This window comes from Cupriavidus sp. F041 (genome assembly GCF_057814235.1).
In genome coordinates, this window is sequence record NZ_JBVASY010000002.1 from 1,106,132 (window position 1) to 1,125,430 (window position 19,299).

The window sequence follows — 19,299 nt, forward strand, 5'->3', positions numbered from 1 at the left end:
TGATTCTAGTGGGCGCGCCTTGGCTCTCAAGCGTTTGCAGCACTTCCCTGGATCAGCGAGTGCACCACTGTTCATGCACCTGCCACGTACAGTGCCGTATTAGGCAGTTCTTGCCATGGACTCAGCGCGCGCCGTGCTGCGGTGCGGGGCAGTCGTCCGGAGGCTCCGCTGGCGGCACTGCATCCGTCTTCCACTGGCGCCGGGAACGTGGCGAGCGCCTTGGTAGTCAGCACGTCCTTCAGGATGCTGATCTAGCGCAAAGCGAAGCACGCCGGCTGCCCTAACCTTTAACTGCAGGGTTGTATCAGTGCGTTGCGACTTACCGAGTGCCTGTGGCCACAGTCCCCCAAGGAGGATAAAAATGAAACGTCGTACTTTTTGTTCCCTGACCGCCGTTGCGCTAGCCGCCTCCGTTACGGCGTGTTCTACCACGTCAGGCTCTGCCACGGACACTGCGAGCAAGCGGCGGGAGATCGACGCCAGCGTCGATGGGGCGCTGAACAAGCTCTTTGCCACGGCGGACGGATCCAGGGAACTTGCCGCCAAGGCGGAGGGCATCCTGGTATTTCCGAGCGTGATTGCCGCGGGCTTTATCGTCGGCGCCGAGTATGGCGAGGGCGCGTTGCGCGTGGCAGGGGGGTCGGTGGGCTACTACAGGACCACAACCGCGTCATTCGGCTGGCTGGCGGGGGCGCAGTCCAAGGCGCTCATCCTGATGTTCATGACCCCGGACTCGCTGGCGTCGTTCCGTGCCAGCAACGGCTGGACAGCGGGTGTCGATGGGTCCGTGGCGCTGGCGACGATCGGCGCCAACGGCAAAATCGATACCAATACCGCCCGCGCGCCGATCATCGGCTTCGTTGTGACCAACGCTGGACTGATGGCGAACCTGTCGCTCTCAGGGACGAAGATCGGGAAGCTGGACATTTAGCCCGCGATTCGCAAGGCGGCCGGCCCTGGTTCCCGGTCAGGAGCCAGGGCCGGCAGCCACGCCCGAACTGTCGGGCGGGAATACAGGGCTAAGGCTTGCCGAGGAACAGGTAGTAGGCATAGTGGCCACCGGCGGCGCGGCCATAGGCAAGGTAGAGTGGCCCGATGGGCGAATCGATGGCGACGAACAGCGAGCCGGACTTGAGCACGCCGGTAGGACTTCCCTGCACCAGCGGCGCGCCCATGCGGCCGGCCTCCAGCGAAAAGCCGCCATACACGCCTTCCAGCAGGGATTGCCTGGCCAGCTTGTTGTAATAGACCGCCCGGAGATACTGGAGGTTGCCACCCAGCAACTCCCCGGTGCTGTATCCCGATTGCTTCAGGAAACCGCCCCACTGGAACAAGTCGTAGCGTGGCAGCGGGTTGCCGCCGATATTGCTGCCGGCCTTGAATCCGAAATTCAAGGTGTGCCGGCCTGAGGACCAGGCGTAGGTGCCGTCGGCATCCGCCTTGACATAGGATTGGTCGGCGCCGAGTCCCGGCTCGGAGGCGTAGACGTGCATGCTGCCGGCATAGCCGGTACGCGGGAAGCTCGCGCTGTCGAGTTGGTCCACCAGCAGCCGGCCGGTGATGGCGCCGCGCTTGTTATTCTCCTGGCCGGGCGACAGCGCAGCCGGACCGGTGCTTAGCGTGACGTGTTCGCTGCCGGTAAGCACGCCGATCCTGGCTTCGCCGTACTTGGTGAACTGGCTGCCTACATCCAGTGCCAGGTCGAAACGGCGCAGGTCGTAGGTGGCGATGCGGTCCGTGTCCCGGAACACGTTAACCGAGCGGCGTTCCAGTTCCACCCGAGGCGCGATGAAGAAGTTATGGCGCGTGTCCAGGGGCTGGTAGAACTCGCTGGTCAGGTTGGTTGTCTGCCCGAGCTGGGCATCGGTGCGCCATTCGGCGCCGAGTGAATTGATCCAGGTGCGCCGATGGCTGGCCAGCAGGTTGAAGAACGCGTCGCCACGAAAGTCGGTGCTCAGCCCGAGACCGAAGCGCAGGTAGTTGGGGCCATAGGCCTTCTCGACGGCATCGACCGACAGGATCCGCTGGCCGGGTTCATCGAGCACGCGGTAGTTGACGTGCTCGAAGTCGCCGGTGCCGAACAGGCGGCTCATATCCTTATCCAGCTGCTCCGGCTGGATCGGTTCGCCAGGCTTGGTTTCCATTGTGCCGGCGGCGAAAGCGGGGTTGACGCGCTGCAGCGGTGCAAAGCGGATCTCGTCGACTGGGCGACGGTCTTGCGGCGCGGCAGCCTGCTGGCGCTGGCGCAGTGCGGCATACTCCTGCTGTGGCAAGGCCAGCGCGGCCAGCCGGTCGGAAACCTTGCGTGCCGCGGCCTCGCCGATCGGGATCGTCTTTTCCAGGTTATCGAAGTCGCCTGCCGAAAAATCCCCGAGTTCCGGCTGGATCAGGATGTCCTCGGGCCGGAGTTGTGCCAGCGACGCACGTACGTTTTGCTCGGTCAGGATATTCAGCATCTGGCCGGTCACGCTGATCACCGATCCCAGTTCGTCGCGCCGCATCAGCGGCGTGCCGAGGTTCACCGCAATGACAATGTCCGCGCCCATGGCGCGCGCCACGTCCACGGGGAGGTTGTTGGTCAGTCCGCCGTCGACCAGCAGCTTCCCTTCGTAGTCGACGGGGGCCACCACGCCCGGCACGGACATGCTGGCGCGCATGACCATAGCCAGCTCGCCCTGGGTGAACACCACGGGCGTGCCTGTCACAAGGTCGGTGGCTACTGCGCGGTACGGAATCGGCAGGGCATTGAAATCGCGATAGCCCGGCGCTCGCGCCAGGCCGCGCAGTACCTTCTCGAGCTGCACGCCAGTGACGGCGCCTTTGGGCAATTCCAGGTTGCCGTTCTTGACGCCGATTTCCGGCGTAAACAGATTGCTGCGATCTTCCAGCTTGCGCCTGATGCTCAGATCCTGCCGCGGCGGCCGTTCCTTGAATAGTGCGCTGGTGGACAAGCCAGCGACGATTTTCTCCATTTCGTCTGGCGTGACGCCGGTCGCATAGGCGGCACCGACCAGCGATCCCATGCTCGTACCCGTTATGCAGTCCACCGGCACGCGCAGCGATTCCAGTACCTTCAGGATGCCGATATGGGCGGCGCCGCGTGCGCCGCCACCGGACAGCACCAGGCAGATCCGCGGTCTGCCCATGGGCCGCGGGGAGGCGCTGGCGAGGGGGGCGCCGGTAGCAGCAGCGGGCTGTGCAGCCGGCAACCCTGGCGCCGGAAGCGCCGGGATTGCCAAAAAGGCGGAAAAGGCGGCCAGCAAGGCGCACGCAAGACGCCGAGGGCGCGCGTACCCCCGCGGGCACAAGGCAACACCACCCGAGCCGATCCAAATTTGAAGCTGTCGCCTTCCTGGTTTGGCTGCGGCTTTCATGGGCAGTTTTCAAGGCGAACGTTCTGTATAGCTTAGATGGACGAACACCGCTGCGGTAGGTATTGCACTAGTTACTTGTTGCAGGTCAATTTTTCCTTGCGGATCTGCACTACCTTGAAACAAGGAAGAAACGCCGTGCCGGTCGGTGCATCGCAGCATCATCAAGGTGGGGCGCCATTGGCCGCACTGTCCGTACCAGCCATCACCCGCAAATGCTCAATGCCCGGTATTGAGAATGAGAATGGATTCTATTGCGCGGCGCATGCGTAGGACCAAAGTCCGATTGCCAACGCAGAAGCCGGCGGCCACATTTGATGTACATACCCACCCGGGTTGTCAGCGGTATGAGGAGAAGAATCATGGCAAAGACGAATCAGCATGACGCTGATGCCCAGCCACGGGAGGATGGAAAGTTCAGCAATAAGGAATACCTGAAGGCGCTTTACCGCCTGCATGTGGAACTCGTTAAGCTGCAGGAATGGGTTCTGGCGACCGGCTGCAAGCTCTGCATCATCTTTGAAGGACGCGATGGCGCAGGCAAAGGTGGCACGATCAAGGCCATTACCGAGCGCGTGAGTCCGCGCGTGTTCCGCGTGGTTGCCCTGCCGGCACCCACTGAGCGCGAAAAGAGCCAGATGTATGTCCAGCGTTACCTTCCGCACCTGCCGGCCGCCGGCGAGGTGGTGATTTTCGACCGCAGCTGGTACAACCGCGCCGGCGTGGAGCGGGTCATGGGCTTCTGCACCGAGGAACAGGCCGAGTCATTCCTGAGCGCCGTGCCCCTTGTGGAACAGGCCATCGTGAGCTCGGGCGTTATCCTGATCAAGTACTGGCTGGAGGTCAGTGAGCAAGAGCAGACGCGCCGCCTTGAGGCGCGCATCAACGATGGGCGGAAGACCTGGAAGCTGTCGGGCATGGACCTGAAGTCCTACAGCCGGTGGTATGACTACTCGCGCGCGCGCGACGACATGTTCCTTGCAACGGACACGGACTTCGCGCCATGGTATGTTGCCAACTCGAACTGCAAGCGGCGCGCCCGTCTCAATATCATCAGCGACATATTGGCCAAGGTTCCCTACGAAGCCGTGCCGCGCAAGAAGGTAAAGCTGCCAGAACGGCAGAAGCCTGGTGGCTATCGGGAACCGGACTATCCCTACAAATTCGTTCCGGAGCAGTTCTGAGGGCCACGGGATTCAATCCACAACCTCAGTCAGTTTCGCCTGCGCGCACGCGCGGACCGCCGTGGCAACGCGGTCCCCTGGGCCAACTACAAACCAGGTCACCATGCAAGACAATCCTCTCTCTGAAATATCGCTGCCGGCCCGGGTGGCGCTGCGCGATGGGCGGCAGGTAGTGCTGCGCAAGATCCGGGAGGAGGACAAGGCCGGCTTGCTGGCGGCCTTCGACCGGCTTTCCGCGGACTCGCGTTACACGCGTTTCATGGCCTCCTTGCGGGAGTTGCCGGAAGCGATGCTTGAGTCGGCAACGCATCCGGCGCCGGAGCTGGAGTGCGCGCTGGTCGCCATCTACGGCGATGCGCAAAGCATTGTCGGCGGCGCGCGCTACGCCGCCGCGCCGGGCAGCGATGTCTGCGAGTTTGCCGTGACGATCGATGACGAATGGCACGGTCTCGGGCTGGCGCGGTGTCTCATGCAAGTACTGATCGCTGCCGCCCGCGCACGTGGATATCGCACCATGGAAGGCTACGTGCTGGCTTCGAACACGGGGATGCGCGGCCTTGCCCGCCGGCTCGGGTTTGTCGACACGGCCTGCCACGAAGATGCCACGTTGCGCGTGGTCAGTCTCGGCTTGACGGGGGCGGCGGGAGCGCCGGCACCAGGGTAAGGGCGGATAAGAGTCCGTCTCTCTGATTCAGGCCGATTGGCGCCGAAGCTTCATCCCTACTCGACCCTCATGGCGTCTGGCAACTGTTGCTCAATCTCGGTCAACCTCGGATCTCCAGCCCGTGGTGAAACGTCCTCCTCCACGTTCGCTATCCCATGACCTGCGTTTGAGTTCCCGCCGGGCCGCCCGTTTCCGCGCCTCGCTGAAATTCGTCGATCGCATCGGCCACCGAGACGCGGCGTCCGAAATAGCCGAGGCGATCCTCCAGTCCCTCGGCGCGAAGCATATCCCGCACCTTCGCATGCGCCGCCACGAGCCGCAGATCTATCCCTTCTGTCTTCAATGCCGTGTGCAATGCCGCCAGCATGCGTGCGCTGGCGAGGTCGACGGCGGGCGAGGTGGACAGATCCCAAATCACCAGCCTGACCGGCGCGGCGGCCGAGCGGATTCTCTGCCAGACGGCAGCACGCACATGCTCGACGTTGAAGTAAAGCAGCGACGCCTCGGCGCGGAACACCAGCACATCAGGAATAGCTTCGTTGTCCGGATTACGCTCCATATCGGAGTAAATGCGCGTGCCCGGGATGCGGCCGAGGATGGCCACATGCGGGTGCGCCGCGCGCCGTATGATCAGCAGCATCGAAACGAGTACTGCCACGAGCACGCCGTTCAGGATGCCCAGCAAAAGCACGGCGGCAAACGCAACCATCGATACAATGAATTCAAGGCGGCTTACCCGCCACACGTGGCGCAGTTCGCCGATGTCGATCAAGCCCTTGACGGCAACCAGCACGATGGCCGCGAGTACCACGTTAGGCAGGTTGGCTAGCAAGCCGGTCAGGAACATCAGGCACAGACCGATCGTGGCCGAGGCGAAAACCAGCGCGAGTGGCGTCTTGGCGCCGGCCTTGTCGTTCACCGATGACTGGGACAGGCCGCCGGCAACAGGGTAGGCCTGGAAGAAGCCCGCGGCCAGATTCGCCGCGCCCAGGCCGAGCAGTTCCTGGCGCGGATCGATCTCGTAGCCGTGCGCCTGCGCCAGTGCCCGCGCCGCGGAAACGCTTTCCACGTAAGACAGCAACACGCACGCGAATGCCAGCGGAACCACCCCGTCCACATCGCGTGCCCGCAGCCCGGGCAGGCGGAACTCCGGCAAACCTTGCGGCAACGCACCGACGACCTTGAAGCCGAACTGACTCAGCGACGTTACCGACAGCACGATGATGGAAATCACCACCACGAACAGCGCGACCGGGCGGCCAGGCAGGAATTTCTCCCCCAGCAGCAACAAGGCTAGTGCGACAAGACCGAAAGCGAACACGACCAGGTTGGTATCGGGGATCTGACCGGCGAGAATGACGACGCGCTCGAAGAAAGCCTCGCCGCCACCCTTGACCCCGAACAGCTTGGGCAATTGCGTCAAGGCGATGGTCAGGGCCGCGCCGGCTTTGAAGCCGAGCAGTATCGTTTCGCTGATGAAATTGACCAGGGAGCTCAGTCGCAGCAGCCATGCCAGCAAACACATGCCGGCCATGAGCACCGCCGTCAGCGCCGCGATGGCGGCCCAACGGCCCGGATCGCCATTGGCCATGCCCGCCACGGTGACCCCGACGAGCATCGAGATCGCAGAGGTGGGTCCGATCGCAAGCTGGCGAGAAGAGCCGAACAGCGCGTAGAAGAGGCCGCCAACCAGATAGCAGTAAATGCCGTATTGCGGAGGCAGGCCGGCGAGCGATGCGTAGGCGAGCGAAACCGGAATGCCGTAGGCGGCGAGCGTGACGCCGGCAATCGCGTCGCGCGCCAGCCACTGCGGCCGGTAGGTGGTCAGCCACTGCGCGGGAGGAAATACTGCGCGCCACCCACCCATGGAAGTCCCGCCGGTGGCATCGTCGGCGGTGCTGGGATCTTCGATCATGGCATCACATCCTCTTGGGGCGCGGATTCTTCCAAGATATTCGGCACAGGGTGCTTTTGCTTGATTTGGCGCAAAGTCCAGACGGATCGGCCGGTTCACTTCACGCTAAGACTGTGGCGCTCATTTCTTGAGCCTCTGCGCTGCCGGACGGCTTTGGGACCGACAAGCATCACGATTTCTTTGTGGAAGCATGCGCCAAGACCAGGCGAGGGGAGCTTCCCGCTGATGAGCCGGGATACATACTGGGCGAACTCGCCGCCGTTGCCCTGTTCGCTCGGAATGAACTCCGCATGGTGGCCTCCGGGGATGAGGCGGAAATCGCTCTCAAGACCATTCCAGGCAAAGTGCTCAAGGCTCGCGTCGATTGCCGGCGCGCTTGCGGCCGGACGTCGTCCCGGAAAAGTGCACCCGGCACATCCCGCCGCCGCACGGCGCCAGGGTGCTGCCATAGGCGCCTGGCCGCCAGCGATGGCCTCTCAACAATCGCCCGGGCGCCGCATGGAAACTGCTTCTGGTCAGCGGGGCGTTGAACGCCCGGAAATGAACGGTGCGTGACGTCATTTCGGCAACGAGCACGCATCCTTGATGCAAGTCAAAGTGCTGCCGGGCCGCACGTATAAAACATAGGGATATCAAGTCGGCGAAACGCGACGCCCCGATACGCCGGCGTTGCCGAATCGCACGTGCATGGCTCAGTGGGCATAGCCCGCGACTATTGAGGCCAATCCTATACGCGAAGGTACCTTCCATATCCGCCGGCGAATGCCGCTCGCGGACGGTTTAACAACTGGCTGTCGAGGTCATCACCATGGATGCTGGAAAGCAACTAGTACATGCGCGCGAGATCGGTATCAAGACCGGTCTGGTACTTCAGAGACGCGTCAGGAATGCACAGGAAGCCTTTGGTCACCGGGTGCAGGAGGCCTGCGGCGATGGCAATGGCATTGGCAAAGGCGAGGGCCTTGCCGATGCCGCCAGGCTGATGACAGGCGCCGATCCCTTGAGTTGTTATGCTTACGCCGTGGATGCGGGGCAACGTGCCATCCTCTTCTGGGACACGCTCCGGCAGCGTGGCAATCACTTTGTCGAGAACGCGGTACAGGGCCTGAAGCCGGTACTGCACTTCGACTACGAGTTTGTCCTCGACGGCCGCCAGTTCGAGCGGCCGGTGAACTACGCGCTGCTACGAATCACACCGCCCGAAGGCGTGCATATCGACAACAGCCGCCGTCCCTACCTGATCATCGACCCCCGCGCGGGCCATGGTCCGGGTATCGGGGGATTCAAGGACGATTCGCAGGTGGGCGTCGCATTGCGTGCAGGCCATCCTGTCTACTTCGTTATTTTCTTCCGCGATCCCGAACCGGGCCAGACCTTGCTCGATGTGTGCGAAGCCGAGCAGATATTCGTGAAGAAGGTCCGTGCGCTGCATGCGGACAGCCCCAAGCCGGCCATCATCGGCAATTGCCAGGGCGGCTGGGCGGCCATGATGCTGGCGGCCTCCGACCCGGACGACACCGGACCCATCGTGATCAACGGTGCGCCGATGTCGTACTGGAGCGGCGCCTGGAGCGAGGATGAGGGAGATAACCCGATGCGCTACGCGGGCGGCCTGCTCGGCGGCACCTGGCTGTCCTCGTTCACCGCGGATCTCGGCAACGGCAAGTTCGATGGCGCCCACCTGGTGCAGAACTTCGAAAACCTGAATCCCGCCAACAGCCTGTGGGACAAATACTTCAACCTGTACAACAAGGCCGATACGGAGCCGCCGCGTTTCCTGGAGTTCGAGCGCTGGTGGGGTGGCTACTACCTGATGAACCGGGAGGAGATCGAGTGGATCACCCGCAATCTGTTTGTCGGCAACAAGCTATGGTCCGGCGATGTGAAGGGCGCGGGCGGCAAGGGCTTCGACCTGCGTGATATCAAATCGCCCATCGTGCTGTTCGCCTCCATGGGCGACAACATCACACCGCCGCAGCAGGCATTCAACTGGGTAGTGGACGTGTACGAGAGCACCGAGGAGATCAAGGCGCGAGGCCAGGTCATCGTCGGGATGCTTCACCAGAACATCGGTCACCTGGGCATCTTCGTCTCGGGGAAGGTGGCACAGAAGGAGCACGCGCAGATCGTGTCCGTGCTGAAGAGCATCGAACTGCTGCCTCCCGGGCTCTATGGCATGGCCATTACGGAGCGTGCGGAAAAGAGCGCAAGCGGCGAGGTCGAGTACGACGTGGAGTTCCGCGAGCATCGCCTCGAGGATATCGTGGCGCGCTTCAATCGCTTCCAGCGAGTCGACGAGAAGCCGTTCGAGGCCGTGGCCGCGCTGTCGGATTTCAATCAGCGCGCCTATGAGCTGTTCGCGCAACCCTTCGTGCAGGCGATGTCCAACGATCTCTCGGCACGCATGCTGCGCGAGTTCCACCCGCTGCGGGTGCAGAACTGGGCACTGTCGGATATGAACCCCTGGCTCGCCTGGCTGGGCCCCGCCGCCGAAGGCGTCAGGGAGAACCGTCAGGCCATGGAGCCAGACCATCCGCTGCGGCAGCGGGAACAAGCCGGGGCCGAACTCGTCAGCGCCGCGCTGGACGGATACCGTGCCGTGCGCGACGCCATGACGGAGGCATCGTTCTTCGGCATCTACGCCAATATGTTCTCCCTGTACTTCGGCAACAAAGAGCCGGCGCATGACGGCCGGCCAGCGGTCGAGCCGGCGGAGTTGCCGCAGATCAGGGAGGCCCTGGCTTCGGTAGCGCGAGGAGGCTATGTGGAAGCGCTCGGCAGGATCGGATTCCTGTTGATGCGCCATGGGGAGCCGCTGCCGCTCTCGCGGCTGGAGATGCGCAAGGAGATGGTAGCTGACTACAGTGAATTCCTGCCCGAAGTGCCGATGCACGAGTGGCGCTCGATTCGCGGCCAGCAGGAAATCATCGTTTTGCATGCGCCGGAGCAGGCCCTGGAGACGCTGCCGGTCCTGCTCCAGGATCCCGCCGACCGCGAACGGCTGCTGACGCTGCTGGACAAGCTGTCGACGGATGAGCGCGTGCTTGGCAGCAAGCCCACGGCAGAACAGGTGGCCATGCTCGCGCGCATCCGGAGTGCCGCGGCGGGAAAGCCGGAGCACGTGCGCCGACCGGCCACGCTCGCGCGGGTCTGAGCGCGGCGGGAATGCTGCCGGCGACGGCTTAATCGAGCAGGAGGAGTGCAAGTGAACACCAAGCACGAGAAGTACCAGCGATTGATTGAGTTCTGCAAGTCCATCCCGCCAACGCCGACGGCGGTGGTGCATCCGTGCGACCGGAGTTCGCTGGAAGGGGCGGTGGAAGCTGCACAGATGGGGCTGATCGCCCCCATCCTGGTCGGTCCCAGGGCGCGCATCGAGGAAACAGCCAGGGCCGACGGTATCGACATCAGCCCGTATCCGATCGTCGATGCGCCCTTCAGCCATGCGGCTGCCGCCGCTGCCGTGCAACTGGTGCGCGAAGGCAAGGTCGAGGCGCTGATGAAAGGCAGTCTGCACACGGATGAGCTGATGGCGGCGGTGGTAAAGGGCGATACCGGCTTGCGCACCTCCCGGCGTGTCAGTCACTGCTTCGTGATGGACGTGCCGGACCATGAGGAGGCGCTGATTATCACGGACGCCGCCGTGAACATTGCTCCCACGCTCGCCGAGAAGGCGGACATCCTCCAGAACGCCATCGATCTGGCCCATGCGCTGCAGTTCAAGGAGGTAAGGGTGGCGATCCTGTCGGCGATGGAGACCGTCAATCCGAAGGTCCCGTCCACCATCGAAGCTGCAGCCCTGTGCAAGATGGTTGAACGTCACCAGATCACCGGCGCGATCGTTGACGGCCCTCTGGCGCTCGACAACGCCATCAACCTGGAGGCCGCCCGCATCAAGAAGATCGATTCGCCGGTTGCGGGCCGCGCCAACGTGCTGCTGGTGCCCGACCTGGAGGCCGGCAACATGCTCGCCAAGAGCCTGTCCTTTCTCGCCGGTGCCGATGCGGCCGGCATTGTGCTTGGCGCGCGGGTACCTATCATCCTCACCAGCAGGGCGGACTCCGTGTCGACCCGGCTGGCATCCTGCGCGGTTGCCGCGCTGGTGGCAAAGGCCCGCCGCGAGTCGGGCAAGGCACTGGGGTAATGCCATGGCCGACGTGATACTGGTACTCAACGCAGGCTCGTCGAGCATCAAGTTCAGCGCTTTCGGTGCCCACGGCGACGAACCGGAGCTGGTGCTGCGCGGCAGTCTCGATGGCATCTACACATCGCCGGGCTTTCGTGCCTCCAACGCGTCCGGCGCGGAGGTGGAGACGAAACACTGGGGCGATGGCACCGAACTGGGTCATGACGGGGCCATTGCCTTTCTTGCCGATTTCCTGCGCGGGCATGGTGAAGGCCACCATCTGGCCGCCGTGGGGCACCGCGTGGTGCACGGAGGCGTGCAGTTCACGCAGGCGGTGAAAGTCACGCCCGAGGTCGTCTCAGCGCTGGACGCCCTGAGCCCGCTGGCCCCTTTGCACCAGCCGCACAACCTCACGCCTATCCGCATTCTCGCGCAGCGGCGGCCTGAACTGCCGCAAGTGGTTTGTTTCGACACGGCGTTTCACCGCGGCCAGCCAGAAGCGGCGCAGGCTTTCGCGCTTCCCGCCTCGATCACGCAGCGCGGCGTGCGGCGCTACGGCTTTCACGGGCTTTCCTATGAGTACATCGCCAGCGTTTTGCCGGCGGTCGACGCCGCCGCCGCCGCAGGCCGCACCGTTGTTGCCCATCTGGGTAACGGCAGCAGCATGTGCGCGCTCGTGGCCGGCCGGAGTGTCGCCAGCACCATGGGGTTCACCGCGGTGGACGGGCTGCCCATGGGCACACGCTGCGGCAACCTGGATCCCGGTGTCATCCTGTACATGATGGATGAGCTCGGCATGGACGCGCGCGCCGTCGAAGACCTCATCTATCGCAAGTCCGGGCTGCTCGGCGTATCCGGCATCTCCAGCGACATGCGTACGCTGCTTGCCAGCCAGGATCCTCGCGCCCGCTTTGCCGTGGAACTCTATACCTACCGGATCGGGCGTGAGCTTGGCTCGCTGGCGGCAGCAGCACAAGGGCTGGATGCGCTGGTGTTTACCGCCGGCGTTGGCGAGCATGCCGCGCCGATACGCGAGCAGGTTTGCCGGCAGGCGGACTGGCTTGGCATTGTGCTTGATGCCGGGGCGAACGCCAGGGGCGAGCCGAGAATCAGCATGCCATCGAGCAAGGTGCCGGTGTGGGTTATCCCGACCAACGAGGAACTGATGATCGCAAGGCACACCAAGTCGGTGATCGGAACGGAGGCGCCATGAAGATCATTTCCCTCGAAGGAGCGGTCGCCTTGATCCCTGACGGCGCAACGGTCATGGTCGGCGGCTTCATGGGCGTCGGCACGCCGGAGCGGCTGATGAACGAACTCTTGCGCCAGGGCAAGCGGGACCTCACGGTGATCGCCAACGATACCGCGATGCCAGGCAGGGGCATAGGCAAGCTGGTTGCGGCGGGCGTCTTGCGCAAGGCGATCGTCAGTCATATCGGCCTCAATCCCGAAACCCAGCGCCAGATGATCGCGGGAGCGCTGGAGGTCGACCTGGTGCCGCAGGGGACCCTGATCGAACGCATCCGCGCCGCCGGTTGCGGGCTGGGCGGCGTCCTGACGCAGACCGGCGTCGGGACGCTGGTCGAGGCAGGCAAGCGCAAGCTGGAGGTGGAGGGCATCGAGTATCTGCTGGAGACACCGCTGCGCGCCGACTTTGCGCTGGTGGAGGCATTCCTGTCGGATTACCAGGGCAATCTCGTGTATGCGCTGACCGCGCGTAATTTCAACCCTGTCATCGCCATGGCGGCCGCGACGGTCATCGTGGATGCCGCGCACATCGTGCCGGTCGGCATGATTTCGCCCGATCATGTGATCACGCCATCGGTCCTGGTGGATTACCTCATCGCGCATCAATGACACCGGCAGGAACAGGAACAGGAAAAGCCATGGACGCACAAACCGTGATAGCCAGGCGTGTGGCGCAAGAACTGCGCGACGGCATGTTGGTCAACCTCGGCGTAGGCATCCCCACGCTGGTGGCCAACTATGTGCCGCAAGGCATGCACATCTTTTTCCAGTCCGAGAACGGCCTGATTGGCACCGGCCCAATCCCGGAGGCAGGCATGGCCGAAGGCTTCCTGACCGACGCGGCGGGCCAGCCGGTCACTGCGTTGCCCGGAGCCTGCACGTTTGACAGCGCCATGTCCTTTGGCCTGATCCGGGGGCATCACCTCGACATGACGGTGCTGGGGGCGCTGGAGGTCGATGAGGCCGGGCACCTCGCGAACTGGACCATTCCCGGCAAGCTTGTGCCGGGAATGGGCGGTGCCATGGACCTGGTGGCTGGCGCCAGGCGCGTTGTTGTAGCCATGCAGCATTGCGCAAAGGGCAAGTCCAAGCTGGTCGGCCAATGCACTTTGCCGCTGACCGGGCTGCGGCCGGTAGACCTTGTCGTTACCGAACTGGCAGTGATTTCGTTCGCTACGGGCAAGGCGGTGTTGATGGAGACGGCGCCCGGCGTGTCGGTCGAGCAGGTACTAGAGGCGACCCAGGCCAGGTTATTGGTGCCCGCGCGGGTGCCGGAGATGTCCCTCGATGGAGTAGCAACATGACAGCAGAAACACTGCGGCCGATCCTGGCGGGCAAGAAAGCGCTGGTCTGCGGGATCGCCAACGACCAATCAATCGCCTATGGCTGCGCAAAGGCCTTTCGGGAGATGGGTGCCGACATCGCGATCACCTATGTGAACGAAAAGTCCAGGCAATACGTGGAGCCGGTGGCGAAGGAACTGGAAGCCCCGATCTTCATGCCGCTCGATGTGTCGCGCGAAGGGGAGCTTGAGGGCGTGTTCGCCGAGATCGAAAAGACGTGGGGCAAGCTGGATATCCTCGTGCATTCGATTGCCTGGGCGCCAAAGGACGATCTGCAAGGCGGCTTGCTGAATTGCTCCGCCGAGGGATTCGGCAAGGCCATGGACGTCTCCTGCCACTCCTTTATCCGCATGGCGCGGCTGGCCGCGCCTCTGATGCGGGACGGGGGCACGATGTTCACAATGAGTTATTACGGCGCAAACAGAGTGGTGCCGAACTATAACGTAATGGGTCCGGTGAAAGCCGCGCTGGAGGCCGTTTCGCGCTACCTGGCCTACGAGCTCGGCTCCAGGGGCATCCGTGTGCATGCGATATCGCCTGGTCCGCTCAAGACCCGCGCTGCATCCGGGCTGAAGGACTTCGACCTGATGCTCAGCGACGCAGCGAAGCGCGCGCCCATTGGCGAACTGGTCGACATCCTCGATGTCGGTTTTACGTGCGCGTTTCTCGCGACGCCGTTTGCGCGGCGACTGTCGGGAGAAACGCTGTATGTGGATGGCGGCGTCAACATCATGGCGTAGCGCGCCGCGGCAGCAACCGAGGAGAGTGAATCATGTCCTTGCTACTACTGGGGAATATCGACAGCGCCACCACCGATGACGAGATCAGGGAATTCCTGGTCAAGTACGGTTTCCCACCGTTTGACGAAATCGAGCATGTTCCGGGGGACGGGTCGCGGCCAGCCGTGATGCTGACCTTCCATTCCCTCGAGCCGGATGCGTTGCGCAAGCTTCAGCCGCGCATCCAGCACATGTTCTGGAAAGGCCACAACCTCAGCGCGCTGGTCATGGCGGAGCGCTATAGCTGATCTCGCAGGGCAGGGCGAAGCGCGGTGAAGGGAGCTGTTGCATGAGTATTCTGAACTGGCTGCGCCGGCGTGACGCCGGCGCGCACCCGCATGACGAGCAAGAGATCGCCGGGTTGACGGAGCGCGTGCTCAGGCTCAGCCCGCGCCTGCGGCTGGTGCCGCGCTACGGGCAACGGCTCGGCCCCGCGATCGGCATGGCGCTCGATTATGTGCGGGACCTCGTAGCCGGCCTTCCAGCGCCGCTGGAAGCCAGCATGACGGCGTGGGGATCCGACCCCTATATCCACGCTTTCTTCGGCACCGCGCATGATGTGGATCTCGTCTTCAGCCGCTCATCGGACCTGCGCGAGTTTTTCGAGGCGTCGGCGGGCGCGCAGGAAGCCTGGGCCGTGCTGGGCATGACGATGACGGAGCGCCATACGCTGGGCGTGGCCCTCGAAGGGGATGTGATGCGTGCCGAGGTGCCGCAGACCACGGTCAGCTTCAGTGACCATCAGGTCAGGATCTGTGGCCAGACCGACGCGGCGCTGCGCGAGGAGATCGTCCGGCGAATGCTGGATCAGATGGTCCTTCAGAGCCTTGCCAATATTGCTGCCGATACATCGCGGCGCGATGTGCTGGAGCGCGAGCATGGCCTGCTGAAGGCGCGCCTGCGCCTGCTGGAACGGCAGAGCACCGGTATGCGTTCGGTGATGGGCGGCGATGAGCAGGCGGACGCCGGCGAACGCGCCCGGCTGCGCGAGCAGATCGAACAGAACGACAGGGAACTGGGCGAACTGGGTGACAAGTCCGGCGCGCTTGACCGCCAGTTGGAAGGCATGGCGGCGGTGTTCAAGGATGCAAGGTCGTGCTTCTCCATCGAAAGCCAGCGCAGGCGGCTAAGCCTGATGAATGTGCTTTTGCCGGAAGGCAGCACGGTGCCCGGGCATGAACTGGAGTTGCTGACGGCGCGCGTTCCCGGCGATCCGCCACTGGTGCGTACGTTCGCACTGGTGCGCTTCGCACGCGCAGCGATGTTGTCGTGCACGAGCCTGCTCGACGAGGCCGAGCGCTTGCTGTAGCGGCGAGCGGGTGAAGGCGGATTTCTGGTGTGTCAAAGGAGAGAAAAATGCAAAGCAAGAAATTCCTGGTGGTGGCCGCCCTTGCGGTGATGGCGGGTTCGGCGATGGCGCAGCCGGAAACCAAGGTGGACGTCGCAAAGGCGCCGGGCCAAGTGACCGTGGGAGGGGTAACCAGCGTCACGGCCACGGTGACAGCCATCGACGCGGCGACCAGAACGGTTTCGCTGAAGGACAAGAAGGGCAAGGTGACGAGTCTTGTGGTGGGAGAGGAAGCTCGCAATTTTGACCAGCTGAAGGTTGGCGACGTGGTGACTGTCGACTACAAGGAAGCCATGACGCTGACGCTCAAGAAGGAGGGGCGCGGCAAGAGTTCGATCACCGAGAGCGCGACGATGAACCGGTCCGAACCGGGCGCCAAGCCGGGCGGCACAGCCGGGCGCGAAGTGACTGTCCTCGCCGACGTCGTCGCGGTCAATGCCAAGACGAAGATGGTCACCTTGAAAGGGCCCAAAGGCAATACGCTGGACCTGAAGGTTGACGACCCGGCGCAGTTGAAGGACATCAAGAAGGGCGACCAGGTAGAGGCTGTATACACCGAGGCGCTCGCGGTATCCGTCAAGCCAGCGGCCGGGAAGTAAGCAGCGCGGGAGCGCGGGGGATATGCATCCCCCGCTGACGAAGCCGCAGTGAAACTCGCGGCGCGCAGCGGCAGGCTCTGTGCGACCTGCAGCCAGCCCAGGCAGATCACGCGTCAACAAGGAGTTCGCGGGAAGCGGCCGGGAGCCATTGCATCCATGCATCCCAAGCGGGAGCGGGCCCGATATTGATCGTAATTGTGACATTGGCGGATCGGGCCCATGGACCGGAAATCGTCAACATCGTCCCACGGCGGCGTTAGCCTGCTGGTGCCGGAGTGGATCCGTGCGTACCAGAAGGACTGGGTCGCGCCGGAGGTCGTCGCCGGGCTCACAGCCGGTGCCGTTGTCATTCCGAAGGCGCTGGCCTACGCAACTGTGGCGGGCTTGCCGATCCAGGTCGGGCTCTATACGGCGTTCCTGCCGATGGTGATCTATGCCATCCTCGGAACGTCGCGCCCGCTTAGCGTCAGTACTACGGCAACGCTAACGAATTGCCGGCGGCTTGCCGAAGGGAATTAGAATGCGTGTCCAGAGCATGGCGGTGCGCCTTCCTCCGCGCGGCCCGGACTACCGGGTCGCCGTTGTGCAAGGGCTCGCACAGCGCTCATCCGCAATTCGGAATTCCATCGTGACCATTCGCAGCTTCCAGGGCAAAGCCCCCAAATTCGGCGACCGCGTGTTCGTCGACCCGAGCGCCGTCGTGATCGGCGACGTAGAGATCGGCGCCGACAGTTCCATCTGGCCGCTGGTCACCATTCGCGGCGATATGCATCGCATTCGCATTGGCGAGCGCACCAGCGTGCAGGACGGCAGTGTGCTGCACATCACGCACGCCGGTCCCTTCAATCCAGATGGTTTCCCGCTCACCATCGGCGACGATGTGACGATCGGCCACAAGGCGCTGCTGCATGGCTGCACCATCGGCAGCCGCATCCTGATCGGCATGGGCACCATCGTGATGGATGGCGCGGTGATCGAGGACGAAGTGATTCTTGGCGCCGGCAGCCTGGTGCCGCCGGGCAAGGTGCTCAAGGGCGGGCATCTGTACGTCGGGAGCCCGGCCAGGGAAGCACGGCCCCTGACTGAAAAGGAGCGTGGTTTCTTCCGCTATACGGCGGCCAATTACGTGAAGCTGAAGGACCAGCATGTCGCGGAGTTGCAGAGCGTTTGAGCGATTTGCCAGAGTCGCAGCCGGCTATCACACCCGGCTACCGGCAGCGTTTCCTGTCAGATCACCTTCCCCGGATTCATCAGCCCCTGCGGATCCAGCGCCTGCTTGATCGCCCGCATCATCGCGAGTTCGACTTCGCTCTTGTAGCGCCGGTTTTCTTCACGCTTGAGCTGGCCGAGCCCGTGCTCGGCCGAGATCGAGCCGCGATGCGCATGCACGCTGTCATGCACGATCAGGTTGATGGCTTCCGAATTGCCGAGGAAGGCGTCGTGGCTCTGCCCGGCGGGAGGCGATACGTTGTAGTGCAGGTTGCCATCGCCAAGGTGGCCGAAGGTGACCATGCGCGCGCCGGGAAAGGCTTGCTGGATCAGGGCGTCGGTAGTGTCGATGAAATCCGCGATGCGCGAGATCGGCACGGCGATGTCGTGCTTGATGTTCTTGCCTTCGTCGACCTGCGCCAGCGGGATATGTTCGCGCAGGTTCCAGAAGTCGCGCGACTGCTGAACGGATTCGGCCACCACCGCGTCTTGTGCCACGCCGGCTTCGAAGGCCGTTTCCATCAGCGCTTCGAAGATGGCGCGCGCATGGTCTTCGCTCTCGTTGTCGGACAGTTCCAGCAGCACGACCTGCGGATGCGGGCGGTCGAACGGATAGCGCAACTGCGGGTAGTGCGTGGTGACCAGCGACAGGCACATCTCCGACATCAGCTCAAAACCCGTCAGCATGGCGCCGGCGCGTTGCTGGGCGATGGCCAGCAGGGCGAGGGCCGCGCGCGGATTGGCCACTGCCGCCAGCGCCGTGACGCGGGCGCGCGGCAGCGGATACAGCTTCATCACGGCGGCGGTAATGATGCCGAGCGTGCCTTCCGCGCCGATGAAGAGGTCGCGCAGGTCGTAGCCGGTGTTGTCCTTGCGCAGGCCGCGCAGGCCGTCCCAGATCTCGCCGGCGGGCGTTACCACTTCCAGCCCCAGGCATAGCTCGCGGGTGTTGCCGTAGCGGAGCACGGCCGTGCCGCCCGCGTTCGTGGAGAGATTGCCGCCAATGGTGCAACTGCCTTCCGCCGCGAGACTCAGCGGAAACAGCCGGCCATGCTCGCGCGCGGCGTCCTGCAACTGCTGCAGGATCACGCCGGCTTCCACCGTGATGGTGTTGTTGAGCGGGTCTACCTGCCGCACGCGGTTCAGCCGCTGGAGAGAGATCACCACGGACTGCTGTGCCGCTGTCGGCGTGGCGCCCCCGCATAGCCCGGTATTGCCGCCCTGGGGCACCACGGCCAGCTTGTGCGCGTGGCAGGCGTGCACGGCGGCGGCGACTTCCTCGGCCGAGCCTGGCCGCAGCACCGCCAATGCTTCCCCCGTATAGCGCTTGCGCCAGTCGGTCAGGTAGGGAGCCTTGTCGGCGTCCTCGGTCAGCACGTGCTGCTCGCCCAGGGCGGCGCGGCAGAGGGCGAGGAAGGAATCGGGATGCGAGGCGGTCATGGCGGTAGGTCCGGGAGGGCGGCCGCCGTCGTGACGGCCGCGCGGAGTGGATTGCTGTGGGTTTACAGCGCGT

The 19,299-nt window shown here is 63.9% G+C and carries 15 protein-coding genes and 2 pseudogenes; 14 read left to right on the forward strand and 3 right to left on the reverse strand.

Features of this window, described 5'->3' with window-relative positions; translation table 11 throughout:
* Nucleotides 1–361 precede the first annotated feature (361 nt).
* Nucleotides 362–931 (forward strand): BPSL1445 family SYLF domain-containing lipoprotein, encoded by a 570-nt coding sequence (locus ACZY0R_RS22230; RefSeq protein WP_488861253.1) that lies wholly within the window; start codon nucleotides 362–364, stop codon nucleotides 929–931.
* A gap of 88 nt (nucleotides 932–1,019) precedes the next feature.
* Here ACZY0R_RS22230 and ACZY0R_RS22235 read toward each other — a convergent pair whose 3' ends face one another.
* On the reverse strand, nucleotides 1,020–3,146 hold the full coding sequence (locus ACZY0R_RS22235; protein ID WP_488861255.1) for a patatin-like phospholipase family protein: 2,127 nt from the start codon (nucleotides 3,144–3,146) through the stop codon (nucleotides 1,020–1,022).
* Between the two features lie 587 nt (nucleotides 3,147–3,733).
* On the opposite strand from ACZY0R_RS22235, the gene ppk2 reads away from it, so the two are divergent.
* Nucleotides 3,734–4,555, forward strand: coding sequence for a polyphosphate kinase 2 (gene ppk2, locus ACZY0R_RS22240; protein WP_488861257.1), 822 nt, complete (start codon nucleotides 3,734–3,736; stop codon nucleotides 4,553–4,555).
* A gap of 103 nt (nucleotides 4,556–4,658) precedes the next feature.
* On the forward strand, nucleotides 4,659–5,219 hold the full coding sequence (locus tag ACZY0R_RS22245) for a GNAT family N-acetyltransferase (protein ID WP_276291358.1): 561 nt from the start codon (nucleotides 4,659–4,661) through the stop codon (nucleotides 5,217–5,219).
* A 148-nt stretch (nucleotides 5,220–5,367) separates the two neighbouring features.
* Here the strand turns inward: ACZY0R_RS22245 and ACZY0R_RS22250 are convergent, their stop codons facing one another.
* On the reverse strand, nucleotides 5,368–7,134 hold the full coding sequence (locus tag ACZY0R_RS22250; RefSeq protein WP_488861259.1) for a SulP family inorganic anion transporter: 1,767 nt from the start codon (nucleotides 7,132–7,134) through the stop codon (nucleotides 5,368–5,370).
* Between the two features lie 808 nt (nucleotides 7,135–7,942).
* Between ACZY0R_RS22250 and ACZY0R_RS22255 the strand changes: the two genes are divergently transcribed.
* The 11 genes and pseudogenes from ACZY0R_RS22255 to ACZY0R_RS22305 all read left to right on the forward strand — a co-directional run bounded on the left by ACZY0R_RS22255 (nucleotide 7,943) and on the right by ACZY0R_RS22305 (nucleotide 17,748).
* On the forward strand, nucleotides 7,943–10,288 hold the full coding sequence (locus tag ACZY0R_RS22255) for a DUF3141 domain-containing protein (protein ID WP_488861261.1): 2,346 nt from the start codon (nucleotides 7,943–7,945) through the stop codon (nucleotides 10,286–10,288).
* Nucleotides 10,289–10,321: 33 nt separating this feature from the next.
* Nucleotides 10,322–11,278, forward strand: a pseudogene (locus tag ACZY0R_RS22260) (phosphate acetyltransferase); the annotation flags it as partial.
* Nucleotides 11,279–11,282: 4 nt separating this feature from the next.
* Nucleotides 11,283–12,473 (forward strand): acetate/propionate family kinase, encoded by a 1,191-nt coding sequence (locus ACZY0R_RS22265; RefSeq protein ID WP_488861263.1) that lies wholly within the window; start codon nucleotides 11,283–11,285, stop codon nucleotides 12,471–12,473.
* Complete coding sequence (locus ACZY0R_RS22270) at nucleotides 12,470–13,117, forward strand: 3-oxoacid CoA-transferase subunit A (RefSeq protein ID WP_488861265.1); 648 nt, start codon at nucleotides 12,470–12,472, stop codon at nucleotides 13,115–13,117. The genes ACZY0R_RS22265 and ACZY0R_RS22270 overlap by 4 nt, the downstream gene beginning before the upstream one ends.
* 29 nt (nucleotides 13,118–13,146) lie before the next feature.
* Complete coding sequence (locus ACZY0R_RS22275; protein WP_488861267.1) at nucleotides 13,147–13,812, forward strand: 3-oxoacid CoA-transferase subunit B; 666 nt, start codon at nucleotides 13,147–13,149, stop codon at nucleotides 13,810–13,812.
* Complete coding sequence (gene fabI, locus ACZY0R_RS22280; RefSeq protein ID WP_488861269.1) at nucleotides 13,809–14,591, forward strand: enoyl-ACP reductase FabI; 783 nt, start codon at nucleotides 13,809–13,811, stop codon at nucleotides 14,589–14,591. The genes ACZY0R_RS22275 and fabI overlap by 4 nt, the downstream gene beginning before the upstream one ends.
* A 32-nt stretch (nucleotides 14,592–14,623) precedes the next feature.
* Complete coding sequence (locus ACZY0R_RS22285; RefSeq protein ID WP_045239023.1) at nucleotides 14,624–14,878, forward strand: RNA recognition motif domain-containing protein; 255 nt, start codon at nucleotides 14,624–14,626, stop codon at nucleotides 14,876–14,878.
* Between the two features lie 41 nt (nucleotides 14,879–14,919).
* Nucleotides 14,920–15,939 carry a hypothetical protein gene (locus tag ACZY0R_RS22290; protein ID WP_488861271.1) on the forward strand — a complete coding sequence of 340 codons (1,020 nt, stop codon included), beginning with the start codon at nucleotides 14,920–14,922 and terminating at the stop codon, nucleotides 15,937–15,939.
* A 47-nt stretch (nucleotides 15,940–15,986) separates the two neighbouring features.
* Nucleotides 15,987–16,577 carry a hypothetical protein gene (locus tag ACZY0R_RS22295; protein ID WP_488861273.1) on the forward strand — a complete coding sequence of 197 codons (591 nt, stop codon included), beginning with the start codon at nucleotides 15,987–15,989 and terminating at the stop codon, nucleotides 16,575–16,577.
* Between the two features lie 219 nt (nucleotides 16,578–16,796).
* Nucleotides 16,797–17,063 (forward strand): annotated as a pseudogene (locus ACZY0R_RS22300) (SulP family inorganic anion transporter); the annotation flags it as partial.
* A 142-nt stretch (nucleotides 17,064–17,205) separates the two neighbouring features.
* On the forward strand, nucleotides 17,206–17,748 hold the full coding sequence (locus tag ACZY0R_RS22305) for a gamma carbonic anhydrase family protein (protein WP_488861275.1): 543 nt from the start codon (nucleotides 17,206–17,208) through the stop codon (nucleotides 17,746–17,748).
* Between the two features lie 56 nt (nucleotides 17,749–17,804).
* Here the strand turns inward: ACZY0R_RS22305 and ACZY0R_RS22310 are convergent, their stop codons facing one another.
* Entirely contained in the window at nucleotides 17,805–19,226 is a 1,422-nt protein-coding gene (locus ACZY0R_RS22310) for an FAD-binding oxidoreductase (RefSeq protein ID WP_488861276.1), read from the reverse strand.
* Nucleotides 19,227–19,299: the final 73 nt, after the last annotated feature.